Origin of the sequence: Chitinibacter bivalviorum (assembly GCF_013403565.1) — a bacterium.
Lineage (GTDB): Bacteria > Pseudomonadota > Gammaproteobacteria > Burkholderiales > Chitinibacteraceae > Chitinibacter > Chitinibacter bivalviorum.
Map to the genome: position 1 here is coordinate 2962170 of NZ_CP058627.1, position 24883 is coordinate 2987052.

Here is a 24883-nt window from a genome sequence, read left to right on the forward strand (position 1 = left end):
CTTACCTCGCGTGGCGGATGCGTGGGTTAATCACTCCGTAGAGGATGTCCACCAGCAAGTTGACGGAAATGACCAAGGTGGCAATGAGCAAAATGCCGCCCTGCACAACAGGGTAATCACGGCGTGAGATCGAATCGATCAGCCATTTACCAATGCCGGGCCAAGAGAAAATCGTTTCGGTGAGTACCGCTCCAGCCAGCAGCGTACCGATTTGCAAACCAATCACGGTGACGACGGGCATCAGCGCATTGCGCAGCGCATGCACAATGACGATGCGGGTGCGGCCCAAGCCTTTGGCGCGCGCGGTGCGAATATAGTCTTCGCGCAAAACTTCAAGCATGGCCGAGCGCGTCATGCGCGCAATCACTGCCATTGGAATCGTACCGAGCACAATCGCGGGCAGGATCAAGTGATGGAGCGCTGATTTGAATGCGCCTTCTTCACCCGAGATGAGCGTGTCGATCAGCATAAAGCCGGTGACGGGGGTGATGTCATATTCCAGCGCAATGCGACCTGATACTGGCGTGAGACCTAAATGGACTGAAAACACCATAATCAGGATCAAGCCCCACCAGAAAATCGGCATTGAATAACCCGTTAGCGCGCCGCCCATCGTTACATGATCTACCACGGTGCCGCGGCGGGTTGCCGCCAGCATCCCTGCGGGCAGGCCGATCAGACAGGCGAAAATCATGGCGCACAGCGATAGCTCAACCGTGGCGGGAAAGAGTTTGAGGAATTCACTCAACACGGGCTCGTGCGTGACAATCGATTCGCCAAAATTGCCTTGTACCAAGTTGAGCAAATAGTGGCCGTATTGCACGTAAAGCGGCTGATCCAGCCCCATACGCTGCATCGCTGCTTTGTAAAACTCGGGGTCGATTTGCCGCTCACCCATCATCACCAAAACCGGATCGCCCGGAATCATATGGATTAATGCAAAGGCCAAGAGGGTAACGCCCAGAAAGGTCGGAATAACGACCGCGACTCGGCGCAAAATAAAACTGAACATAGTTGATCTCTCCCAGGCATTGCTGCGGTGATTGGCGGATGCCGTTAAGCCGATTCTGAATGCATTGTATGGCACGTCATTCGACTTCGCTGCCAGCCAAGGGGCACGAGGGTGGTGTGCTACCTACTGGTTTTCGGCATTAGGGGTTTCCGCAGGGGCTAGCACTTTTAGCAGTGCTAATCAAGAAAAACCCCCAGTTTGCAGCAATGGTTTGCTGGCCCGATTTGGGGTGGGCCGAGCAAACTTGATTTGTTGCTTACAATCCTAGTGCTCGAACCTAGGCTGCGTCATTCGGAATTTCCCGTATCAATGCAGGGTTTTTGACCATCGGCAATATGCAATGGAACTACCAGACTAAGCCAAACGCATAAAAATCAAGCTGTTGCAAATATGGTACGCCTTAAAGCGTACCGTTCGTCGGTAAATGTGAGTTGTTCGCCTTGCCGAAATTAAACCTTAATAAACAAGTAGATCGTCCTTGTTTTGGGGGACTTTTCTTACAGGTTTTCGGTCGCTACTGCGGAAAGTCCTAATGCATGCAAGGGGGAGGTGTTGTGAAAAGATCACCATCAACAAGGTGAATATTGCCTTGAAATTTATTTTTCCACGCCAATTGCGAGTTCCATTATGCAAATCAAATTTCTAGCTGCGGCTATTTCTTCCGCTATTTTGGCGACTGCCGCCCAAGCCGACGTGACCGTTGGTGGTTTTTTGCAAGCCGAAGTGGCTTATAACCAAAATCAGACCAACCAAAATGGTAAAACCGATTTTTTCAGCGGCCTTTACGATGTGGGTTCGGATATTCGCGTCATTGGCACACACCAAGTGACTGAAACGGGCAAAATCCAATGGGAAGTGAGCACCTACTTGACCAAAGAAGAGATTGCACCAGCAGGTCTGGCTTTCTTGGGTGATCGCAAACTGTACGTGCGTTATGCCGATAGCAAGTTGGGTGCTTTGACTTTGGGTCGTGATGATTCGCCGATTCGTATGGCTTTTGTTCAGTACGATATTTTCAACGGCTGGGCTTCATTGGGCACCGTGTTTGATCGCAGCAGCTCTAGCCGCCCTTCATATCAAATCAAATATGTATCGCCAAAAATGTCGGGTCTGACTGTGCGCGGTAGCGTAGTGGTGGCCAGTGAAGATGGCACGAGCGAACCCGATAAAGCGTTCTACACCTCTGTGGCGTACGACTTGAACCCAATGTTTGGTTTTGATTTTGGCTATTCCAATGAAAAAGATCGTGGCCAAGTTGAAGGCAAAGACCGTAAAGCAGTCCTTGCTGGTGTACGCGGTGAGCTGTTGCCTGGCCTGACTTATGGCGTAGCTTATGTAAACGCGAGCACTTGGGCGGGCACGGGTGCGTCAGAAAGCAAAAATTGGATCTTGGGTGAAAACCTGCAGTACGTAAAAGGCGACCATACTTTCCGCGCTGCCCACTCATATGCTGATAAGTCTGCAGCTAATTTGTTCCTGTTGGGTTATGAATACGCTTTGCCAGAAGTAACGATGGGCACGAAAAAAATCAGCTCCGCACTGTATGTTGAAGGCTCTTACATCGACAACAGTGCACACAGTGACATTGTTCCAGGCTTTAAGTCTTCTGCGGCCATGGGTGCGAATACTTCAACCGTCGCTGCGGGTGTTTACGTTAGCTTCTAAATCTGCTGCTGGCCGATTTGATCTAGCACAAACATTCCATTGTGCTAGGGGCAATCCGCAATTCTCGGCCAGCCTGTGAATTTACATAATGGGCTTGAACACGGCATTAACGCGTTCAAGCCTAAATCAGTTGCAATGGGTTTGCCCTGTATGTGGCGACTTAATCCTTTTTTGAGGTATCCCGATGAATAAAAAATTACTCGCCACCATGTTGGCTTTGGGTTTTGTTACGTCCGTACAAGCAGCCAATGTGCCTAAGGGCGTGCAATTGCATCCCGTACAAGAATTAACGCGTACCAACGGCTCTGAGCCAGAAACGCTTGATCCGGCCAATGTGGAAACCGTACCTGGCGCGAATATCGCCATTGATCTGTTTGAAGGCCTGACTGCCATTGATGCTTCGGGCAAAGTCGTGCCGGGCGTGGCGGAAAGCTGGAAACGTGTCGATGACACGACGTGGACTTTCAAAATCCGCAAAGATGCCAAGTTCAGTAATGGCTCGCCGATTACGGCTGATGATTTTGTGTATGCATTCCGTCGCTTTATCGATCCAAAACAAGCGTCTAATTACAGCACTGCGTTCGGCGTGTTTTTTGCCAATGGCAAAGAAGCCGCTGAAGGCAAAGCGCCCGCCGATAAGCTGGGCGTGCGTGCAATCGACAAAAACACTTTTGAAGTTAAAACCAATGGCCCAGTGGCTTTCCTGCCCGAGTTGTTGGCTAATCCAAACTTTGCCCCAGTACACCGCGCCACCATCGAGAAATTTGGCAAAGACTGGGTTAAGCCCGGCAATATGGTGAGCAATGGCGCGTATGTGCTCAAAGAATGGAAGGTCAACAGCAAGCTCGTGGTTGAAAAAAACCCGAACTACTGGAATGCGAAAAATGTCCAAATCACCAAAGTTAGCTACTTGCCGATCGAGTCACAAGACGCGGCACAAAAGCTGTATCAATCAGGTGAAGCGGATTGGACTTTGGAAATCACCCCGAATAGCTTTGCCAAGCTGAAAGCCGAATTGCCGAAAGAATTGCGCAATTCGCTGGGCTTGGGCTTGCGTTACTACAGCCTGAATAATGCTGATCCGCTCCTCAAAGACGTGCGCGTGCGCAAAGCTTTGAATCTGGTGTTAGATCGCGATCTCTTGGCCAGCAAAGTGACTGCCGATGGTCAGCCAGCCGCGTACAGCGTGATGGTGACTGGCGTAGCGGGTGCGAAAGCGGTGCCGTATGAATGGGCAAAATGGCCAATGGCAAAACGCGTAGAAGAAGCTAAAAAACTGATGGCTGACGCGGGCGTGAAACCAGGCACCAAGCTCAATTTCGTGTACAACACCAATGAATACCACAAGAAAATGGCGATCTGGGCCGCTTCGGAATGGAAATCGAAATTGGGTCTGGATACCCAGTTGGAAAACCTCGAATTCAAAGTGCTGGTGAAAAAACGTCATGACGGCGATTACCAAATCGCGCGCAATGGCTGGTCGGCTGATTACAACGATGCAACGTCATTCACGACTTTGATCGAGTGTGGCTCAGATCAGAACGACAGCAAAAACTGCAATCCAAAAGCGCAGGAATTGTTCAAACAGGCCGCCGCAACGACTGATTTGAATAAGCGCAGCGAATTGCTCACTGAAGGCACCCGTATGGTGATGGACGATTACCCCATCATTCCATTGCTGCAATACACCTACCCACGTTTAGTGAAAGCCTATGTGGGTGGCTACGATGAGAAGAATGTAACTGAGCGTCGCCGCACGCAAGATCATTACATCATCAAGCACTAAAACCACCGTAGTAGGGGCAAACCCCGTCTGCAGCGGTGCAGGCGGGGTTTTGTCTTTTGAATGGATATGATGTTGGGGATACTACTTAGGGGTATTCCATAATCGTGAACGCCGCAATTTGCTTGGCGGGCAATACCCTGTAGCTTTGCTGTCGTTGATGAGCTTAAAAAGTGCTCATTTGGCATAAATATTTAACCCAAAGCAAAGTTGCTTTGGGCGGCGCAGAGTACAAAGTCAGTGTGGTTTCTGATTTTGCACTCACCGATGTTGATGCGTGCATGGCACTCGTTCATGCCCCAGCGACCCGGCGAACCGGGAAACAGCTTTTATTTCGGAGTCTCTTATGTGGTCTTATGCGCTACGTCGCTTGCTGGCGACGATCCCGACCATGTTGGCGGTGATTACCGTCTGTTATCTGCTTTTGCATTCCACCCCCGGCGGCCCGTTCGATACCGAACGCAAGGTGTCCGAAGCGGTGTTGGCGAATCTGAATGCCAAATATCATCTTGATCTGCCGCTGTGGCAGCAATATCTGTACTACCTGAAAAGTTTGGTACAAGGTGATCTGGGCGCGTCTTTCCGTTATGCCGACTGGTCGGTGAATGATCTGGTGGCCGAAGCCTTGCCCGTGTCGCTGACGATTGGTGGTATTGCAATGGTCTTGGCGTTGATCATCGGCGTTGTGCTCGGTGTGATTGCCGCGCTGCGCCAAAATAGTATCGTCGATTACTTCGTGATGTTTTTGGGCAATCTGGGCAGTGCGGTGCCGTCGTTTGTCATTGGGCCAGTCCTCGTGCTGATTTTTGGCGTGTGGCTCAAATGGTTACCTGCGGGTGGCTGGCAGCATTTTGATGTGACTTACATGATCTTGCCGATCGCGCTGCTGACGGTCATAAATATGGCAACCATTGGCCGCGTAATGCGCGGTAGCCTGATCGAGATTTTGAACAGCAATTTTATCCGCACCGCGCGCGCCAAAGGCTTGCCGATGCGCACCATCATTCGCCGCCATGCGCTTAAACCCGCGCTGTTGCCGGTGGTGTCGGTGATGGGCCCGCTGACGATTTCGTCGATTGCCTCGGCGGTCGTTACCGAAACGGTGTTTTCACTGCCCGGCTTGGGCAAATTGATTGTAAATGGTGCTGCCAACCGCGATTACACGCTGGTACTGGGTTTGGTGGTGCTGGTGACGGTGTTTGCGGTGCTGCTCAATCTGATCGTCGATCTGATTTACGCCATGCTCGACCCGAAAATTCGTTACTAAGGGGCGTGCCATGATGAATAAAAATAAAGCAATTCTTGATGCGGCTGCTGAAGCATTGTCTGCGCCACAGATCGCAAATCGTAGCCCTTGGGCTGATGCGCGCCGCCGCTTTTTACGCAATAAAGCCGCTGTTGTGAGTATGGTGTTGCTGGTGTTGATTGCCACCGCCTGTATTTTTGGCCCGATGGTTTTGCCGCACCAGTTTGATACCACCGATTGGGATGCGATGAGCTTGGGCCCAACGCTGCACAACTGGCATTTATTTGGCACCGATGAAATGGGCCGCGATTTGCTGGTGCGGACCTTGATCGGTGGCCGTATTTCCTTGTTCGTTGGCCTGATGGCGACGCTGGCGTCTGTGACGCTCGGTATTTTATGGGGTGCCACGGCGGGCTTTTTGGGCGGCAAGGTCGATAGCTTGATGATGCGTATTGTCGACATGATGTACGCCGTGCCATATCTGCTGATCGCCATCTTGATGGTGACCTTGCTGGGCCGCGAGTTTTACCTCGTGGTACTGACGATCACCGTGTTCAGCTGGATGGACATGGCGCGTGTGGTACGTGGTCAGACGCTGTCACTGAAATCAAAAGAATTCATCGAAGCCGCGCGCTGCATTGGTGTGCCGACGCACAAGCTGATTTTGCGTCATATCGTGCCAAATCTGCTGGGCATCGTTGTGATCTACACCACGATCACCGTACCGGGTGTGATCCTGACCGAGTCAGTTTTATCTTTCCTCGGTCTTGGTGTGCAAGAGCCGATGACCAGCTGGGGTGTCTTGATTCATGACGGCGCTGCGGTGATGGAAAATACGCCATGGATGTTGCTGTTCCCCGGCGTGATGCTCAGTCTGACGCTGTATTGCGCCAATTACATTGGCGATGGCATGCGAGATGCACTCGATCCCAAGGATAGATAAACCATGACTTTATTATCAGTAAACAATCTGGGCGTCGATTTCACGACGCACGATGGCGTGGTCAGCGCAGTCAATGGGGTGTCATTTGAGCTTGATCGCGGCCAGACGCTCGGTATTGTCGGTGAATCCGGCTCGGGCAAAAGCCAGACCGTGCTGGCAATGATGGGCTTGCTGGCCAAAAATGGTAAAACCAGCGGGCAGGTGCTGTTTGAAGGCCAAGATCTGCTGACAATGCGCACGCGGGAGTTAAATCGTATTCGCGGCAATCGCGTCGCGATGATTTTCCAGGACCCGATGACCTCCTTGAATCCGTATCTGACCGTTGAGCGTCAGATGACTGAGGTATTGGAGCTGCACAAGAATATGACGCGTCGTGCGGCCAAAACGCGCGCGATTGAATTGCTCGAAGCGGTCAAAATCCCCGAAGCTGCACGCCGGGTTGATATGTATCCGCATGAGTTTTCGGGCGGGATGCGCCAGCGCGTGATGATCGCGATGGCGCTGCTGTGCGAGCCGGAAGTCTTGATCGCCGACGAGCCAACGACGGCGCTTGATGTGACCGTACAGGCGCAGATTATTACCTTAATGCGCGATTTGCAGCGCGACTTTGGCACGGCGATTGTGATGATTACGCACGATCTGGGCGTGGTCGCTGGTCTGTGTGATCGCGTGATGGTGATGTATGGCGGCCGCGTGATGGAGCAGGGTACGGCTGATCAAGTGTTCTACCAGCCTAGCCACCCCTATACCGTGGGCTTGCTCGGCGCCTTGCCGCGTCTCGATCACGATGGCGATACGCTGGTGTCGATTCCGGGGAATCCGCCCAATATGGCGCACATGCCCAAAGGCTGTGCGTTTAGCGAGCGTTGTACGCTGGTTGGCGAGCTGTGTCATGCCGAGCGCCCTGCACTGCAAACATTAGACACGGGCGTCCTGCGCGCTTGTCATAAATCGCTGGCCGAAGTTCAGCAACTCAAGGAGATGAGCCATGTCCGCTGAACAAAGCGCAGTAAACAGTGATGCGCCCATCTTGACGGTGCGCGATTTGAAAGTGCATTTCAAGGTTAAAAGCGATAAAGGCTTATTTCAGCCAACGCGTACCTTGAAAGCGGTTGATGGGGTTTCGTTTGAGCTGCGTGCTGGCGAAACGCTGGGTATCGTCGGCGAATCGGGTTGTGGTAAGTCGACCTTATCGCGCGGTATTTTGAATCTGATTCCGGCTTCGGGCGGTGAAATTGTCTGGCTGGGCCGCGAGCTGCACAAGGCCAGCGCCCGCGAATGGCAAGCCGTGCGCCGCGAAGTGCAAATGATTTTCCAAGACCCGCTCGCGTCTTTAGACCCGCGGATGACGGTGGCGCAAATCATCGCCGAGCCGCTGCACACGCATTACCCCGAGCTGGGTAAAGAAGAAGTCATGAATCGCGTGCGTGCCATGATGAAGCGCGTCGGTCTGACCGAGCAGCAGATCAATCGCTATCCACACGAATTTTCGGGTGGCCAGTGCCAGCGCATTGGTATCGCCTGTGCGCTGATTTTGCAGCCCAAATTGATTATTTGCGACGAGCCCGTGTCCGCGCTCGACGTGTCAATTCAGGCGCAAATTATCAATCTACTCAAAGAATTGCAGCAGGAAATGGGGCTGGCGCTGATTTTCATCGCGCACGATCTGGCGGTGGTGAAGCATATTTCCGATCGTATTTTGGTGATGTATCTGGGCCGCGAAATGGAATTGGCCGAGAAACACGCGCTGTATGATCATCCGCAGCACCCCTACACCAAGGCGCTGTTGTCGGCGATCCCGATTCCCGATCCAGAGCTGGAACGCAAAAAAGTGATTCAGATCTTGCAAGGCGATCTGCCATCACCGATCAACCCGCCATCGGGTTGCGTATTCCGCACGCGTTGCCCGCAAGCGCAAGCCATTTGCAGCGAGCAAACACCGCAATTGCGCCGCGTCAGCGAGCAAAGTCAGGTGAGCTGTCTGATCTCGGCAAATTAAACAATAGATGCCCTGGTGGGGTATGTTGATGCATGTATTGAATGTTATAGAGTTTATGCTTATACCTAATTAATGATGGGGCCTGTTCAGATAACGTGTTGATAACAAGAATCGTAGGGTGGGTTAGCCCCTTAGGGCGTAACCCACCGTGACGCGACATAAAGAAAAGCAGCGTAACGGTGGGTTACGGCTTAGCCTAACCCACCCTACGAATATCGTTTTTCCTAGTCAAACCAAGTTCTGTTCATATCAACACATAATCTGAACATGCCCTTAATTATGGTGAAAATGCTGACTAAATAACTCAGTAGCAGCAATGTAGCATCTAATCAGCCCATTAAAACGGCCAGCCTGCGAGCTGGCCGTTTTGATTTTCAGCTCTGGCGCGCTGCGCGCACCGATAGGATGGATGAAACAAGCGATCAGATCATTCTCGCTATTGAATCTAGAGGGGCTCTCTACGACTGATTGAAGCAAAATTGGCTGCACTCTGATTGAGTTAGCATAAATTCAGCCGATTTTTTATGACATATGTTTTCAATTAAATATTGGCGGGTGTAAGATTTGTGGGGTGTTATTTTTGATAAATGAATAAATTATGAAAGGTATTCTGGGGTTAATTCTTATAATTTCGCTGGCTGCCTGTGGTGGTGGCGGTACAGGAGGCGGTGGTGCCTCTGTGGGGGCTGATACCAGCAATCTCAAAAATTCGATTCAAGCGCTATCGTCTAGCTCGATTGATTCCTTAAGCGACGCCGAGTTAGCCAATTTTGGCAAGGCGGTCGGTGACGCAAAAATCGTGGTCCTCACCGAACCTTCGCATGGCATCGCACAAGTTATGGATTTCAATGCCCGTCTGATCCGCTATCTGCACGAAAACAAGGGCTTTGATGTGCTTTTGATCGAAAGCGGGATGTTCGATATTGCGAATATGAATGAATTGAAGCAAACCAAAGCAATGCCCTACAGCGTTTCAGCTCCGGGGCGGGTTTATTTTGGTTTTTCGCGTTCAAGCAACGGGCAAAAGATGTTTGCCTACCTGGATCAAACGCAAACTAGCAGCAAACCAATGGCACTGGCCGGTGTTGATGTGATGATGGAAGGTGTTGCTTCGACTGGGCTGTTTGTTTCTCGACTTGAAGCGCGTCTGCAGGCGCGTAATGCTGCTGTACTGCTGGATCCGCAATGGAATACGTTTAAAACGATCGCACAACGAGTTAGTGCCAATCCAGAATACACCGATCCACCTGCTGAGCTATCGGTTTTCAATCGCATTCTGGGGCTGGTGAAAACCGAATTTTGTACCGCCCCTGCCAGTAATCAGTACAGTTTTGATTCGGATGGATTTTGGTGTCGTGCTGTAAATAGTATTGGTGGAACTGCAGCATACGTCTGGAATACACCGAAAGTGCTGGACTATAGCGCCCGCGATCATGAAGCGGGCAATAACGCGGTTTGGTTGATGGATGGCCCGTTTGCCGGCAAAAAGGCGATCTTAGTCACCCATGCATTGCATGGCTTTAACACGGGGTCTTCTGCCCAAGAAAGCACCGGTAGCGTCCTGGCGAACCGCTATGGTGCACAAATTCACACCACGAATATTACTGCAGGCAAAGTGCTCAGCCCCGATGAAGTCATCGTGCGAGGTATGTTGGAATACGAGCTAGACCAAGTGGGCGTTCTGGCGTATATGCCATATCCCGCCGATGACAGCGCCCGCTCTGAGGTGGGCAAGCTGAGTATTCGTGAGAACAATCTAGTGTCTTCGATCCCCAACCGTTTTGGTCGTGCGTATCAAAGCCTGTTTTATGTCCGCCAGATTAGCTACATCACGCCCAATTGGACCGCTTACCCCACAGTCTATTGAGTGAAGGTATGAACTCAAAATGCCCGCAGATCCGGGCATTTTGAGTGCAGGCGAAAAGCAGGGCTTTGCGCTTTTTTGCCTTATTGCCTCCACTTAAGGCTTCAATTGAGCGTTTCAGGCTAAAAGTCGAGCGTTTGAGCATAAACTGCGTATCCACTCGTATATATGATGAAGGCTCTTTCACAGGAGCCCATCATGAAACTCATCGCCACACTCATTGCCACCACGTTTTGCGCTGCGAGCGTATTTGCCGCTGATTTCCAGCTCAGCAGCACCGACCTGAAAGCCAATCAAGCCATGAGCAAACAGCAAGAGTTTGCTGGCTTTGGCTGTGATGGCGCGAATCAATCGCCACAGTTGCAATGGAAAAATGCACCAGCGGGTACCAAAAGCTTTGCCATTACGGTGTATGACCCCGATGCACCGACAGGCAGCGGCTGGTGGCACTGGGGCGTGGTGAATATCCCCGCTAGCGTTAATTCGGTGGCGACCGGTAGTGTCCCAGCGGGCGCAGTGCAAACACGCACCGACTTTGGTACTGCGGCCTATGGCGGCGCTTGCCCACCTGCCGGAGATAAAGCGCACCGTTATATTCATACCGTGTGGGCGCTGGACGTCGAGCAATTGCCACTCGATGCCAATGCCAGCGGCGCATTGGTCGGCTACATGCTCAATGCGCATCAATTGGGCAAAGCGCAATTGACCACGACGTATCAGCGGGCTAAATAAACAGTGTGCGGTGGAGCGTATCCACCGCACATTATTTCACATACCCTATTGTATTGATCCCGACCCCCATCGCGAATGAACTCCATGAGCCAAGTCCAAACTCGCCAGATTCAGCAAAGCGTGATCCTTGCCAAAGCCACTCAGCAATTGCGTGAAGTGACTTGCCTGCAAGCAACCTTGATGCGCATCGTGCATGGCGAAAAGCACATCTGGATGAATGAGCAAACGCATATTGCGCGGCGAGGTGATTTGCTGATTGCGCCCGCAGGCATGCAGCTGACGTTGAGCAATCATCCCGATGCGCATGGCTACGCGTGTGAAGTGCTGGCCTTAGATGCGACTTTAATCCAGCATTTTCGCAGCAGTTACCCCGAGGCGATTCAAGCGGTGATGCAAAATCCACCCAGGTTGTGCGAGAAAATCACGCCGATGATTGAACATCTGTGGGATGAGGTGTTTGCCGCCACAGCCAGCCATGAACCCGCGCAATTATTGCAACACCGCGCCGAAGGGCTATTGCTGGCGATGACGATGGCAGGCTACGGCGTGTCTTTTTTGCTCAATCGCAGCGATTCGCTCGCCGAACGCGTCCAGCATTTGATCATGTTGCATCCGGCGCAAGACTGGACGGTAGATGCGATGGCCAAGCAGCTCAATCTAGGCGCCTCGACTTTGCGGCGGCAGCTCGATAAAGAAGGCCAATCGTTTCGCGATTTGCTTGAGCAAGTGCGGCTGAATATGGCGCTAGGGTTGATACAAACGTCCAAGCAGGCGATCGGTCAGATCGCCTTGCAATGCGGCTATGCGTCGGCCTCGCGTTTTAGCGCGCGCTTTCAGCAGCAATTTGGCGTCAAACCGATGCAGCTTCGCGCCACGGTGATGTAGTCGGGCGCATCAATTGAGCGCGCTGTTTTCCTTCAACGCCTGCGCCATAAAATCGACAAAAGCGCGGATTTTGGCCGAGCCGTGGCGGCCTTCGCGGTGAACGATGTGAATCGGTAACGGTTTGGGCTCGAATTCGCCGAGTACTGTTTTTAATTCGCCACTCTGTAAATACGCCGCCACCTGATACGACATCAGCCGCGTAATCCCCGCGCCATGACGCACCGCTGAAATCGCGCCGTCATTGCTGGTGACGGTCATTCTGGGCTTGATGCGCACGATCTTGCTCTGGTCATCGTCGCCAAATTTCCACTCAATCGTCGGGCTAATGCTGCTGGCGGCGACGATCTGGTGATTGAGCAGATCGGCCGGCGTGTTTGGAATGCCGTATTGCGCCAGATAATCTGGTGAAGCGCACAGCACGCGTCGCACTTGCCCCACCCGTATTGCCCGCATTGTGCTGTCTGGCAAGGCGCCGATGCGGATACCCACATCGACACCTTCCTCCAACATATTGACCACGCGATCGAGAAACATCGCGGCGACATCCACATCAGGATAGCGCTGCAAAAATTTCACCACCTGCGGCATCACATACAGTTGGCCAAATAGCACGGGCGCGGTAATCGTTAAATGGCCACGCGGCTCGGCATTCACACCAGCCGCGACCTCGTCGGCCTCTTGCACCTCGGCCAGAATGCGTCGCGCATCATCCAGATAGCGCTGCCCTGCGTCGGTGACGCGCACATAGCGCGTAGTGCGGTTGAGCAACTTCACGCCGAGGTCTTCTTCCAGCGCCGCGACAGCGCGGGTCACCGCAGGAGGTGACATCGCCAGCTTGCGCGCCGCAGCGGCAAAGCTCTCCGTTTCGGCCACCGCGACGTAGACGCTCATCTGATGAAAACGATCCATAATTTATTCCATTTAACGCAACAATCTATTGTCTACGATGTGGATTCTTCTTTCAAGTGAAGATCGGCACAATGCACTCATTCGCTCAGAACGCAGCGAACTTCTTAAATCTAAAGGAAAAAATCATGAGCCGCATTAATGTCGTTACGACTGAAACCGCCACAGCCGAACAACAAGCTTTGTTTGACGCGATCCACGCCCAACTGGGCATCGTACCGAACTTTTTGAAGGTATTTGCCAACTCACCAGCGGCACTGCGCGCCTTCCTTGGCCTGCACGGCATTGCCAAAGAAGGCAGTCTGGATTTGCCAACGCGTGAACGCATCGCCTTGGCCTTGGCGCAGCAAAACTCGTGCGAATACTGCCTGTCTGCACACACCGCGATTGGTAAAGGCGCAGGTTTGAATGGTGATGAAATCGCCGCCAACCGTGCTGGTACCAGCCAAGACGCTAAAGCTGCCATCGCCGTCAAATTGGCACGCTCGCTGGCGGAACACAAAGGTGAAATCACCACCGCCGAGCTGATCGAAGCACGTAACGCCGGTTTCACCGATGCCGACATCGTCGAAATCATTACGCATGTGGGCATGAATTTGCTGACCAATATTTTGGGCAAAGCCAGCCGTTTGGAAATCGATTTCCCGAAAGTGACCTTGGCTTAATTTTTGGCATTACCCCGCAGTCGAATTAACACACAAACAGTTATGAAAAGGACTTTTACCATGTTGAACATCTCTAAATCGATTATCGCCGCCGCTTTAGTTTCTGGCTTTGCCACGCTCGCGGTATTGCCTGGCACGGCCATGGCTTACGACGAAAATTCCACCGCCGCGATCAATATTGATCAACAAGGCGTGGGCTTAAAAGGCTACGACCCCGTGGCGTATTTCACCGCCAAAGCGCCGACGCTGGGCAACGCCGCGTACAGCGCGCAGCACGATGGCGTGACTTATCACTTTGCGTCAAAAGCCAATCGCGACAAATTCACCGCGAACCCAGCGCACTATGCGCCGCAATTTGGGGGCTTCTGCGCGATGGGTGTGGCGCTGGATAAAAAGCTCGATGGTGATCCGCAAGCGTGGAAAATCGTGGATGGCAAGCTGTATCTGAATGTGAATAAAGAAGTTCAGAAAAAATGGCTGGAAGACGTACCGGGCAACCTGAAGAAAGCCAATACCGAGTGGCCACAAATCAAAGATAAAGCACCGAAAGATTTGTGATCGCATATTTATCAGGCCATGTTCAGATTATGTGTTGATATGAACAAAACTTGGTTTGACTAGGAAAAACGATATTCGTAGGGTGGGTTAGGCTAAGCCGTAACCCACCGTTACGCTGCTTTTCTTTATGTCGCGTCACGGTGGGTTACGCCCTAAGGGGCTAACCCACCCTACGATTCTTGTTATCAACACGTTATCTGAACATGCCCATTTATCAGTGGGTATATGGATAAAGGCCTTATTTAATATTGATTAAATCAATATACCCAAGTAATCCGTTCTCAATCAAGGAGGCGCCATGTCCACCATCACCATGTATAGCACCCGTTCCTGCCCATTTTGTGTGCAGGCCGAAAACCTGCTGGCGCGTAAAGGGCTGGCGGTCAACAAGATTCTGGTCGACCAAAATCAGGATGAATTTGTCACCATGGTCGAGCGCACCGCGCGTCGCTCGGTACCGCAAATCTTTATTGGCGAGCGGCATGTTGGTGGTTTTACCGATCTGGTGGCGATTGATCAATCGGGTCAGCTCGCGCAATGGTTAGCCAGCGCCGAGCCCGTCTAAAAGGAATCGTGATGGATCACAAACAATTGATACTGAGCAGTGCCTTCGCAACCCTCTCTGCCGTGCTGGCGCTGGCCGCCCAGCCCACGCTGGCGGCTGATGCCAGCAAAGAAAAATGCTTTGGCATCGCTAAAGCAGGCGGCAACGATTGCGCGGCCAATGGCCACTCTTGCGCAGGCATGGCCAAAAAAGCCAACGACGGCAAAGAGTGGAAGCTCGTTGCCAATGCCTCGAATTAAAAGGCTCGCTCAGCCCGCTGTAACTGATTTTTTGTCTGTTCTCCTCTCTGATGTTTTGCCCCTTCAATCCGGCACGCTCCGGCCAAAATTGAAGGGGATTTTTTTAGCGCAAGGTGTAAGAAGCGCGCACTTTGCCCGACTTAAACCCTAAATACTGCTTAAGGAAACCGCCATGTCACTCTTGCATTGGCATCAGCGCCTCGCCGAGGCCAAGCCACTTAACCTACTCGCGCCGCTGGCCGACTTGCTGCTGCGTCTGTATATCGCCAAAGTTTTTTTCCTGTCGGGGCTGACCAAAATCGCCGATTGGGAAACGACCATCGCGCTGTTTACCGACGAATACCATGTACCCCTGTTGCCGCCGCAACTGGCCGCGCTCGGCGGCACAGTCGGTGAGCTGGTGCTGCCCGTATTGCTGGTACTCGGCCTGTTGACGCGATTATCGGCTGTGGGGCTGTTTGTACTGAATTTGGTCGCCGTGGCCTCGTATTACCACGTCTTGAAAGACATCCCTGCCGCGCTGCAAGACCATCTGGAATGGGGGTTGATGATCTTTGCCTTGGCCGCCATCCCGCTGCGCCGCTGGGGTTTGGATACATTGTTGCTACGCCGTAGCGCATCCAATTAAAGGAAAAATAATGCGCAAATTCTGGCTGAGTCTTTTTTTGGTTTTTTCAATGGCCCATAGCAACGCCGTGCCGACGCTGGTGGGGCAAGACGTCGTCAGCGGCAAAAATATCAGCCTTGCTCAGTACAAAAACCAGACCGTGCTGCTGGTGTTTTTTAGCGCTGGCTGCACGACCTGCGTGTACAACTTCAAGCTGATCCGCGAATTTTACAAAGCCAATAAAGCCAGCCATTTTGGCGTGATTGGTGTCGGTCTCGACACCAAGTCCGGGCAATTTCGCAGCTACGCCGAGCTAGTGCGCGCCACCACGCCCAAAGACGAGCAATTCCCGCTGCTATGGCGCCTTGACCCCATGCATCGGGATAGCTTTGGCGAGCTGAAAAACGACTCAACTGTGTTTGTGATTGGCAAAAACGGCGAAATCACCCTCAAACGCGAAGGCGTGATCAAAGACGATGATTGGGATGAAATCTGGACGTCGCTGCAAACGAACTAAACACGAAACCTGTGCCGCTCGCCCTGCAGTATTACGCTAAGTGCCAGTATGATGATGGGGTATATCAATGAACATCAGATTTTATATGGTTTTTGTAGCCATACTTCGGCATGTATATGAGGGCGGAGCAGAATCGTAGGGTGGGTTAGCCCCTTAGGGCGTAACCCACCGTGACGCGACATAAAGAAAAGCAGCGTAACGGTGGGTACGCGGCTTAGCCTAACCCACCCTACGAATATCGTTTTTCCAAGTCAAACCAAGTTCTGTTCATATCAACACATAATCTGAACATGCCCTTTGGTAATGGGGTATATCAATTAACGTCATATTTCATTTTGGTTTTGTGACCATACTTCGGTAGGTATATGAGGGCGGTGCAGAAAGCGCGAGATCAAAGTGCCGCGCGATGAAGGCTGAGGTACACCCCGCAGAAACAGCGTGCCGCAGATACACAATACCTTTACAATCGTTGAAATAAATTGGCTGGGGTTTTCGGCCAAGAGCACTCATTCGGTTTAATAATACAAATTGGGTACAAGATGGAATTATTGCCAACAACATCAGAAACAAGTCTTGAAAGAGGCTCTTGGTTTGTATTCCAAATTAGAAATAATACAATTAGGGCTTGGTGTTCTCATAAATCAGGATTGGAACGGATTTACCTAAATGAAAAAATAATTTCTGAGCGAAGAGGATTAAAAAGAATTAGTGAACATATTTTTAATTTAGAAGATCATGAAATTAACGTAACTTTCAAGGTGATAAGTATTTTTCAAGGCACTCTTGAATGCACACTTTATGAAGATGGAAGACTAATAAAGTCTTACTTGGTTCGGTGTGTAGGGGCAAAACCATTTTCGTGGAAGAATTTATTGCTTGGTTTGCTTGGTGGTGTTGCAATTGGTAGTGTTTGTTCATATTTAATATTACCTCCGTGGTTATTTTTGATTTTGATTGGTTTGATTGTCGCGTGTTTGTCTGTTGTTTTTGTAAATAAATCTAAAGCGAATACCAGTCGAATGGTAGTAGAAGAAAAAATAATCAATTAGTGTAGCGGGTAACTTTTGCCATGCGTCAAATGCAGTAGCTCAATTCAGCTAGCAGCATCGTAGCTCCGATTAGCGTAGCGTAATCGGAGGAAAGACTGACGTACGATTACGCTAAGCAAATCGTACCTACCTTTCATTGAGCAGCTGCTCTGGATCGAAAATAGCATCTGACTGTTCAACACTGAGCCAGCCCCCATGCCCCAAACCCTAAAGCTAATCGCCATCTCCGGCAGCTTGCGCGCGGCGTCGTGCAATACCGCATTGTTGCGCGCGGTAGCGGCGCTAGCGCCGCGCGAGATTGAAGTCACACTATTTGAACACCTCGCTCAAGTGCCACCGTTCAACCCCGATATCGACCTCGACACCGTGCCGCTATTGGCGGCACTACGCGATCAAATTGTCGCCGCCGATGGCGTACTGATCGCCAGCCCCGAGTACGCGCATGGCGTCAGCGGCGTGATGAAAAACCTGCTCGATTGGCTGGTCAATACCTCAGCATTCGTCAATAAACCCGTCGCAACGTTGAACGCCTCACCGCGTGCGCAGCATGCATTTGAATCGCTGAAAGAAACGCTCACCATGATGTCGGCCCAGTGGCTAGAGGCCGCGTCGATCACCGTACCAGTCATTGGCGACACCACGACCACCGAGGCGATCTTGCGCCACCCGCAACTGTGTGCCGAGTTCAGAGCTGCGCTGGCGGTGTTTACCGAGTTGCAGCTTGAGGCTGTTATCTAAGCAAATACATCGAATGGTATATCTGTGGGGGTTATTAATATAAATGGCTTCAAGTATATACCCTTGCTAATTCATTTGATTCTAGCGGCAAACCAAACCTATTTCCGCTTTGGTGCCAGCCCCATATCGTCGAGCCGCAGCAGAATTTCGGTTTTGCGCTCGGTTTTGATTTGCTGCCACGGCAGATCTTCCTGTGCGCCGATCAGCGCGTACAACATATTCAGCGAGACATTCGGCATCACCTGATGCAGCCGCGCATACACGTCAAACGCATCGGCGGCGCGCAATTGCGCAGCGGTGGTGATGCCAATTTGCGCCAGCATATCGCGGCTTTTTGGCCCCAAACCTTTCAGTTGATCTACTGCTTGCGGGTTAATTTCACCCATCCTGCCCCCCATGTTGCGATCGTTATGATTATTCCATTTGGCACAATAATGTCTTCACGCCAAAGCCTATTCTCTGTCTTTCCTGCCCCTGAGACACTATAGCCAGATTAGATCAACGCATTTCAATGCACTGGATACCGATCATGCCGCGCGCCTTTGCCGCCATTACTTTTACCGACAGTGTTAAAGCTGCGCAAACCCGCTATCGCAGCCGTGAGGGCAATCTAGGCTTTGAGCTGGCCGAAGATAGCCGCAGCGAAATCACCGCACGCGAAGCCGAATTTATCGCCGAGCGCGATAGTTTTTATATGGCGACGGTGAATGAAAACGGCTGGCCCTACGTGCAGCATCGCGGTGGCCCGATGGGCTTTCTGAAGGTGATCGACGAACATACGCTGGGTTTTGCCGATTTTCGCGGCAATGTGCAGTATTTATCGGTCGGTAATTTGAACGCCAACGACAAAGTCTCGCTCATCCTGATGGACTACGCCAATCGCCGCCGCCTGAAAATCTGGGGTCGCGTGCGGATTGTGCATGAAATCGACAATCCGGCCTTGATCGCCGCACTGGAAGACCCCGCCTACCGCGCCCGCATCGAGCGCGCGATGGTGATTACCGTTGAGGCGTGGGATTGGAATTGCCCGCAACACATTACGCCGCGCTATACCGACGCCGAGATCGAGCAACTGATCGCGCCTTTGCAGACCGAGCTGGCCGCGCTGCGCGCCAAACCCCGCTCGCCAACTCCTTTTAGCACTTTAGGGACGGGGGAATTGGCCTTGGTGATTAGCGGCGTGCGCCAACTCACGCCGCAAATCCGCGCCTATGAATTGCGCCATCCGGCGGGGGAAAACTTGCCGCCGGTTACCGCTGGGTCGCATCTGAAAGTACCGGTGACACTGAAAAATGGCGAGCAGAGCGTGCGCAATTACTCGATCGCATCCAACCCGGCGCGCCGCGATATTTACGAAATCGCCGTGTTGCGGCAGGACGACGGAGAGGGTGGCTCAGCCTTTGTCCACCAACATTATCAGCTGGGTATGACGCTGCATTGCGGCTTGCCGCAGAACGATTTTGCGCTGCGCGAGAGTGCGGCGCCGGTGCTACTGATTGCCGGTGGCATTGGCATTACGCCGATCAAGGCGATGGCGCAAACGCTCAAAGCGCAAGGTCGCCCCTTTCACCTGCACTATGCCGCGCGCAGCCGCCGTGAGATGGCCTACGGCGATCGACTGCTGCGCGATCTAGCGGAGCAAATTACGCCGTATTTTAACGATGAAGGTGCGCGCCTTGATCTGCTGCATATCCTTGGCCAAGCCAGCGATACCACCGAGGTGTATATCTGTGGACCATCTGGTTTGATTCGTGCTGTGCAAGATACTGCCACGAAATTGCAGATTGCTGCTGAGCGGATACATTTTGAACGCTTTGCCGCTGCGCCGCAGGGTGAAAATCACGCGTTTGAAGTCGTTTTGCGCCGCTCGCAGCGCGTGATCCCGATTGCCGCCGATCAAACGGTGTTGGCGGCCGTGCAAGCCGCTGGGGTTGATACCTTGTCCGATTGTGGCGTGGGCAATTGCGGCACCTGCGCGGTGAAAGTGCTCGCGGGTGAAGTTGAGCATCGCGATAGCGCACTCAATCAGAATGAGCGTGAACGCGCCGGGCTGATGTGTATCTGTGTATCGCGCGCCAAATCGGCGCGACTTGAACTCGATTTGTAATGATTTTTGGACTTTCGAAAAAGGGAAAACCATGATCCAGCTCTACGAATTTGCCCTGTCAGGTAATTGCCACAAAGTAAGACTCATGCTGTCTTTGCTCGGTATACCCTATCAGAGTATTGCCGTAAACGGCGCGACCCGCGAGCATAAATCCGCCGCTTTTCTGGCCAAAAACCCGCTCGGTCAAGTGCCGGTGCTGGTCGATGGCGACGTGGTGCTGCGCGATAGTCAGGCGATTTTGGTGTATCTGGCGCGCCAGTACGGTGCCGAGCAGGCGGACTTCTGGTTGCCGAGCGACCCGGTAGGCCAAGCTCAGGCGCAGGCGTGGCTGGCCACCGCTGCCAATGAAGTCACGCGCGGGCCGAATGCGCTGCGCTTGTTTCATAAATGGGGGCGCAATGTCGCGCTGGCCGAGGCCGAAACCATTACGCCGCAATTAATGGCGGTGCTCGAAACAACGCTGTGCCAGCAAGCATGGCTGGCTGCGCCGCATATCACGATTGCTGATATTGCCCTCTACCCGTATATCGCGCTAAGCATTGAAGGAAAAGTAGTTCTGGAGCAATACCCTAGTGTCTGCCGCTGGCTGGCGCGCATCGAGGCGTTGCCCGGCTACGTTGACATGCCCGGTATCGAACGACAATCACCGACTAATTAATTGAATATTTGGAGCATCAACATGCAACGAGCACCACTACCGCCGTTTAATCTAGAGTCGGCAACTTTAAAAGTGCGTCTGGCCGAAGACGGCTGGAATTCACGCGACCCCGAGCGCGTATCGCTCGTTTACACCGCAGATAGCGTCTGGCGCAATCGCCACGAGTTTCCACGTGGCCGCGCGCAAATCGTCGAGTTTCTGACGCGCAAATGGCAACGCGAACACGAGTATCGCCTGATTAAAGAGCTGTGGGCGCATGATGGCCACCGCATTGCTGTCCGTTTTGCCTACGAATGGCATGACGACGCCGGGCAGTGGTATCGCTCCTACGGCAATGAAAACTGGGAGTTCGATGAGCATGGCCTGATGCAGCGCCGCTTTGCCAGCATCAACGATCTGCCGATTAGCGAAGAAGAACGGCTGTTTCACTGGCCACAAGGCCGCCGCCCCGATGATCACCCCAGCTTGAGCGAGCTGGGGTTGTAAAACAGCGATCTGAGCTTGATGTCGAATTGAAATGAAAAGCCCCCGCTCTGGGCGGGGGCTGCTATTTAATTAGTAGGGATAAGCAGGCGTTTGGTTCGCTAAATTGAGCCATTGACCCGTCGAGACTTGATTGTGTTTCCCCGGCGCTAGGGCGTAGAACTCTTCCGGCAAGAGCGGCAAGCCCAACGCGGCGACTGAGTCGAGCGCCGTTTGCGAGACGCTCATGCCGTACATCGCAAAGATATTACGCAAGTCCTTACCGATGATTTTGGAGCTCAGCACAAACAATAAATCGGGGTTGCTGATGGTGTTGTTGCTAAAGCTGCCCATTGCATATTTGTCTTTATTGTTGCTATCCCAAGCGCGGCTCACAAGGCGATCGCCCTTGGTCAGCAGCGTAAAGTAGTCCAGCGTGGCCTCCATACTGGGTACGGATTCCAGCGCACGGTATTTGCTGAATAAAAACGCGAGCTGGAAATGCACTGCACGCATCGGGTCTTGCCCTTTGGCCATATCCCACAGATTGGTTTGCATATCCAGCACTTTGGCCTCGCCCGTCGTGCCGCTATTGCGGTTGGCGACGATGCGCTGATAGAGGCCAGGGTGGTCGGTATTGTGGCCGGTGTCGATGCCCAGCGTTTTAAATTGGCGCATCATTTGAATACTGGCCAGCACATTGTTATTGCATTCAACGACGCAGCCTTTGCCGTTGAAGGTGATCGTCATGACGCGCTGTACCGTGTTGTGCCCCAGCTCGTGGGCATGGCCCCAGCCCGTACCGCCAATACCGGAAAAACCATCCGATGGATTACCTGAGCAGAGAAAGCCACACGCGGCAATCCAGCCGATAAAGTGCTGTACGCCTGGTGCACGATGAATCGGCCCGGTGCAATCCCAGCTAAATTGGCTACATAGCGTGGCGACATTGTTGCTGAGCGGCATATTGTTGTAGCCGTTGGCGATATGGTTGGAGTCAAACAGGCTGCCTTTGACCTGATCAATAATTACTTTTTTCGGGTCGGAATTACCGATGGCTTGCTTGGCGTAATAAATCGTTTGCTGGATTTCTCCGCCGACAAATTTGGACGTTTGCCAGCCAAAATCGGCACGATTGAGTGCGGCAATCGCATCGGCGATGTCGGCCTCACTTTGCGGCTTGGTAAAGTCAAAATGAGCGTATTTGGCTGCGCCACGGATTTTCAGCGTCACGCTGCGTCCCGCAGTTGCGCCACTGTAATTGAGAAACAGCGGTCCACCGAATGGGGTCACAAATACTGTTTCGCCACTGTCGGGGAGTGGGATCGGGAATGATTGTGGCTCACGCGGGCGTTTATAGCCTTGCTTCTCATTGTCGGTCAGCGGGTTGCCATAGGCACGGACATAGCTGGTTTGTAAATTCAACCCGCTAGTGCCGCCATCATTGACGACCTCGATATACACCGGCTGACCCGGAATCGCGCCACGACCAATTGCCGTCATGCCAGATGATTGGGCAATCGTGACTTCAATGGTTTCGCTGGTACTACTGACCGGGATGGCTTGTGCGGCGGCGGGCATGTAATCGCCCTGGCCAGTTGGGCTTACCGTGGTGCTGGCTCGGTTGTAGGCAACCCACGAATCTGAAGCATAGGTACGTACGAATTTAGCCGGGTCTTGAGTGCGGAATATCGTGCCGTATTGAATGCTGGGGCGATATAGATCGGCCCAATTAATCAATAGTCGATGTAGTTCCGCAGTGGGACTGCTGAAAATATCGATACCACGGCGTTGCATCCAGGCCATTTCGTCTTGTAATTGTGAAATGGCGTTGGTGCTGGCGGCATCAATGACAAGGCTTGGGTCAACTGTATCGACGCTCATCAGCGTTAATGCATTGGTCAATGCGGCCATTTGATCTGTGCGCTGCAGCATTTCCGCCACGGTTCGTGTCGCGTTAACTGAAAACCCTGCAGTTGGAGCATAAAAATTGCCAGGATAGCCGCCCAGCTCCATGCCTATGCCTTGTAATACTTGCCGCCCACCTGCCGAGTCGGTCCAGTTATTATGCATATAGATAATCGCTTTGCCGCTGGCTTGGTACATTCGCACTTGGTCGGCAAGCGCTGCATCAGCCCTAACCCCCGCGCCGAAAACCAGTACGTCAGCCGCTTGCCAGCAGGTATTATTGGCGGCGACCAAATCGCAGTTGATTGCTTGCGGTGTTTTGCCTTGCAGCGTGATCAGCTTGCTCACGGTGCCCGCATCATAGCCAGCGGTGGCAAATTTGATCGTCGCAGGGAGCGGCCCAGCGGCTTTGCCGCTTACCACCCAATTGAAGGCACGACTAAACAGCGGATAGTGCTGAGTTTCTCTGGATTGGTTGGCCATCCAACTCAGCACATCGGCACCATAGGCGAGTGCACGGCCTTGGCCGTATTGGGACACCGCAGCCATGCCACTGCCATCATCGGCGACGACCAAAGGAATGGCCGAGCTCGAATTTACTCGATTAATTTCACTGCTGTTCTTGGTGTGATTCAGTGAAAGATTGAGGCTGGCGTCGCCATAAATATCGGCCATGACGCTCGTTTGCAGCCCCTGAATTTCGCGTGCTTTTTGAATGGCCAGATTTAAGGCTTGTTTTATTTGCGCTGCAATCGATAACGGAGGAGGTGGGGCTACAGGCTGAAGCACTGGCGGCTCTGTCGCAACGGGGTCTGAGGTATCGAGCTCCTCTAGTGTCGGTGTTGTGACGGGCGCGGGAGTTGCAAGCGTAGGCGTAATAATGGGGTTTGGCGTTGCGATAGGCTCAGTGGTGCTAATTACGGGCTTGGATGTTGGAGTAGGTATTGTCGCTGGTTTCGTCGTTGAAATGGGGTTGGCGGTCGTCACCGTATCGCTGCAAAGACCTAAGTCATTCCAGTTTTTCCAATCTTTACGATGTCTCCAGTAATTTGCGCTGAGAAAGTTAGTGCTGATTCGTTTTGGGTTTTTGTCGATATTGGCCGCTTTGGCTTGGTAATTGCGATTCGCCAAAGAGACTAAATCGCCGTGGGCATACTGGATCGCAGCAGACCATGCGGCGGCGCATTTTTGAGTGATGACGATCACGGTGTTGCTGGTGCTGGCGGCTGACGGCGCTGCAGTTTGGCTTGGGCTAGGTGTCAGCGTGCTTGTTGCGGTGTAATTGCCCCAAGTTGGCTGTGTTTCAACATGGTGATTGGCCTCTGAACTAAGCGGGGTGGGAGGCACAGATGGCGCTGCCACAGGCGATAGCACGGGTTCACGCGCAGTGACTCCAGTGGCTGCCGCTTTGCTGGCTATCGGAGCGGCCTGCGTGAAGCGCGTTTCAACTAACTTTGGACGCACATTGGCGCTGATAGCACTGGCAATCCCAATATCTTGCCACAAGGTTGGCGAGCGGTTGGGTTGCCAGCTGGAATTGGCGATATGCGATTTCAGGGCTTTGTAATCACGGCCGTCAAAAGTCACAATATCATTGGCTAAATAGGCGGTGTGGCTTTGCCATACGGGTGCAGCAAGTGCGAGATTGGAGAGCAGAATTAGCCCGGCCAAGATGATGCGATGACGAGAAAAGGAAGGCATTTGCGCAATTTATGTATTTGTTAGTAATGCATATTTTATACCAAATAAGTAAATGCTGATATTCAAAAAGTGAT

General features: G+C 52.4%; 24 protein-coding genes. 20 read left to right on the forward strand and 4 right to left on the reverse strand.

From position 1 onward, the window contains the following. Position 1: 1 nt before the first annotated feature. Positions 2 to 1012 (reverse strand): ABC transporter permease subunit, encoded by a 1011-nt coding sequence (locus HQ393_RS14070; protein ID WP_179355777.1) that lies wholly within the window; start codon positions 1010 to 1012, stop codon positions 2 to 4. 627 nt (positions 1013 to 1639) lie between these two features. Here HQ393_RS14070 and HQ393_RS14075 point away from each other — a divergent pair. From HQ393_RS14075 to HQ393_RS14115, 9 genes are all read left to right on the forward strand, one after another. Then, positions 1640 to 2677, forward strand: coding sequence for a porin (locus HQ393_RS14075; protein WP_179355779.1), 1038 nt, complete (start codon positions 1640 to 1642; stop codon positions 2675 to 2677). A gap of 184 nt (positions 2678 to 2861) precedes the next feature. Then, a complete protein-coding gene (locus HQ393_RS14080; RefSeq protein ID WP_179355781.1) occupies positions 2862 to 4463 on the forward strand; it encodes a peptide ABC transporter substrate-binding protein in 1602 nt (533 codons plus the stop codon). 343 nt (positions 4464 to 4806) lie between these two features. Continuing rightward, positions 4807 to 5727 carry an oligopeptide ABC transporter permease OppB gene (gene oppB, locus HQ393_RS14085; protein ID WP_179355783.1) on the forward strand — a complete coding sequence of 307 codons (921 nt, stop codon included), beginning with the start codon at positions 4807 to 4809 and terminating at the stop codon, positions 5725 to 5727. Positions 5728 to 5737: 10 nt separating this feature from the next. Next, the gene (locus HQ393_RS14090; protein ID WP_179355785.1) at positions 5738 to 6649 is read left to right on the forward strand and encodes an ABC transporter permease subunit; all 912 of its coding nucleotides are present in this window, start codon (positions 5738 to 5740) and stop codon (positions 6647 to 6649) included. Positions 6650 to 6652: 3 nt separating this feature from the next. Continuing rightward, complete coding sequence (locus HQ393_RS14095) at positions 6653 to 7648, forward strand: ABC transporter ATP-binding protein (RefSeq protein WP_179355786.1); 996 nt, start codon at positions 6653 to 6655, stop codon at positions 7646 to 7648. Further along, positions 7638 to 8648, forward strand: coding sequence for a murein tripeptide/oligopeptide ABC transporter ATP binding protein OppF (gene oppF / locus HQ393_RS14100; protein WP_179355788.1), 1011 nt, complete (start codon positions 7638 to 7640; stop codon positions 8646 to 8648). Before HQ393_RS14095 ends, oppF begins: the two co-directional genes overlap by 11 nt. Positions 8649 to 9246: 598 nt before the next feature. Then, the gene (locus tag HQ393_RS14105; RefSeq protein ID WP_179355790.1) at positions 9247 to 10515 is read left to right on the forward strand and encodes a TraB/GumN family protein; all 1269 of its coding nucleotides are present in this window, start codon (positions 9247 to 9249) and stop codon (positions 10513 to 10515) included. Between the two features lie 195 nt (positions 10516 to 10710). After that, a complete protein-coding gene (locus HQ393_RS14110; protein WP_179355792.1) occupies positions 10711 to 11244 on the forward strand; it encodes a YbhB/YbcL family Raf kinase inhibitor-like protein in 534 nt (177 codons plus the stop codon). Between the two features lie 84 nt (positions 11245 to 11328). After that, positions 11329 to 12129: a helix-turn-helix transcriptional regulator gene (locus tag HQ393_RS14115; RefSeq protein WP_179355794.1), complete on the forward strand. Its 801-nt coding sequence runs from the start codon at positions 11329 to 11331 to the stop codon at positions 12127 to 12129. Positions 12130 to 12138: 9 nt separating this feature from the next. Here HQ393_RS14115 and HQ393_RS14120 read toward each other — a convergent pair whose 3' ends face one another. Beyond that, positions 12139 to 13038: a LysR family transcriptional regulator gene (locus HQ393_RS14120; RefSeq protein ID WP_179355796.1), complete on the reverse strand. Its 900-nt coding sequence runs from the start codon at positions 13036 to 13038 to the stop codon at positions 12139 to 12141. Positions 13039 to 13163: 125 nt separating this feature from the next. Between HQ393_RS14120 and HQ393_RS14125 the strand changes: the two genes are divergently transcribed. The 8 genes from HQ393_RS14125 (at position 13164) to HQ393_RS14160 (ending at position 17973) form a co-directional block, all read left to right on the forward strand. Further along, a complete protein-coding gene (locus HQ393_RS14125; protein ID WP_179355798.1) occupies positions 13164 to 13700 on the forward strand; it encodes a carboxymuconolactone decarboxylase family protein in 537 nt (178 codons plus the stop codon). 60 nt (positions 13701 to 13760) lie between these two features. Next, positions 13761 to 14258: a YHS domain-containing (seleno)protein gene (locus HQ393_RS14130; RefSeq protein ID WP_179355800.1), complete on the forward strand. Its 498-nt coding sequence runs from the start codon at positions 13761 to 13763 to the stop codon at positions 14256 to 14258. A gap of 298 nt (positions 14259 to 14556) precedes the next feature. Beyond that, the gene (grxC, locus tag HQ393_RS14135; RefSeq protein ID WP_179355802.1) at positions 14557 to 14823 is read left to right on the forward strand and encodes a glutaredoxin 3; all 267 of its coding nucleotides are present in this window, start codon (positions 14557 to 14559) and stop codon (positions 14821 to 14823) included. 11 nt (positions 14824 to 14834) lie between these two features. Then, positions 14835 to 15062 (forward strand): BufA1 family periplasmic bufferin-type metallophore, encoded by a 228-nt coding sequence (gene bufA1 / locus HQ393_RS14140; RefSeq protein WP_179355804.1) that lies wholly within the window; start codon positions 14835 to 14837, stop codon positions 15060 to 15062. Positions 15063 to 15234: 172 nt separating this feature from the next. Then, positions 15235 to 15690: a DoxX family protein gene (locus HQ393_RS14145; RefSeq protein ID WP_179355805.1), complete on the forward strand. Its 456-nt coding sequence runs from the start codon at positions 15235 to 15237 to the stop codon at positions 15688 to 15690. A 49-nt stretch (positions 15691 to 15739) separates the two neighbouring features. Further along, complete coding sequence (locus tag HQ393_RS14150) at positions 15740 to 16186, forward strand: peroxiredoxin family protein (RefSeq protein ID WP_179355807.1); 447 nt, start codon at positions 15740 to 15742, stop codon at positions 16184 to 16186. Positions 16187 to 16725: 539 nt separating this feature from the next. Then, positions 16726 to 17235, forward strand: a complete 510-nt coding sequence (locus tag HQ393_RS14155) for a hypothetical protein (RefSeq protein ID WP_179355808.1) — start codon at positions 16726 to 16728, stop codon at positions 17233 to 17235. 195 nt (positions 17236 to 17430) lie between these two features. Further along, positions 17431 to 17973 carry an NADPH-dependent FMN reductase gene (locus HQ393_RS14160; RefSeq protein WP_179355810.1) on the forward strand — a complete coding sequence of 181 codons (543 nt, stop codon included), beginning with the start codon at positions 17431 to 17433 and terminating at the stop codon, positions 17971 to 17973. A gap of 98 nt (positions 17974 to 18071) precedes the next feature. Here the strand turns inward: HQ393_RS14160 and HQ393_RS14165 are convergent, their stop codons facing one another. Beyond that, positions 18072 to 18359 carry a TfoX/Sxy family DNA transformation protein gene (locus HQ393_RS14165; protein ID WP_179355812.1) on the reverse strand — a complete coding sequence of 96 codons (288 nt, stop codon included), beginning with the start codon at positions 18357 to 18359 and terminating at the stop codon, positions 18072 to 18074. 143 nt (positions 18360 to 18502) lie between these two features. Between HQ393_RS14165 and HQ393_RS14170 the strand changes: the two genes are divergently transcribed. The 3 genes from HQ393_RS14170 to HQ393_RS14180 are packed head-to-tail and all read left to right on the forward strand — an operon-like array spanning position 18503 to position 21224. Next, on the forward strand, positions 18503 to 20080 hold the full coding sequence (locus HQ393_RS14170; protein WP_179355814.1) for a pyridoxamine 5'-phosphate oxidase family protein: 1578 nt from the start codon (positions 18503 to 18505) through the stop codon (positions 20078 to 20080). Positions 20081 to 20111: 31 nt separating this feature from the next. Next, a complete protein-coding gene (locus HQ393_RS14175) occupies positions 20112 to 20738 on the forward strand; it encodes a glutathione S-transferase family protein (protein WP_179355816.1) in 627 nt (208 codons plus the stop codon). Between the two features lie 21 nt (positions 20739 to 20759). Further along, complete coding sequence (locus tag HQ393_RS14180; protein WP_179355818.1) at positions 20760 to 21224, forward strand: nuclear transport factor 2 family protein; 465 nt, start codon at positions 20760 to 20762, stop codon at positions 21222 to 21224. Between the two features lie 69 nt (positions 21225 to 21293). Here the strand turns inward: HQ393_RS14180 and HQ393_RS14185 are convergent, their stop codons facing one another. Next, positions 21294 to 24809 carry an ImpA family metalloprotease gene (locus HQ393_RS14185; protein WP_179355820.1) on the reverse strand — a complete coding sequence of 1172 codons (3516 nt, stop codon included), beginning with the start codon at positions 24807 to 24809 and terminating at the stop codon, positions 21294 to 21296. Between the last annotated feature and the right edge of the window lie 74 nt (positions 24810 to 24883).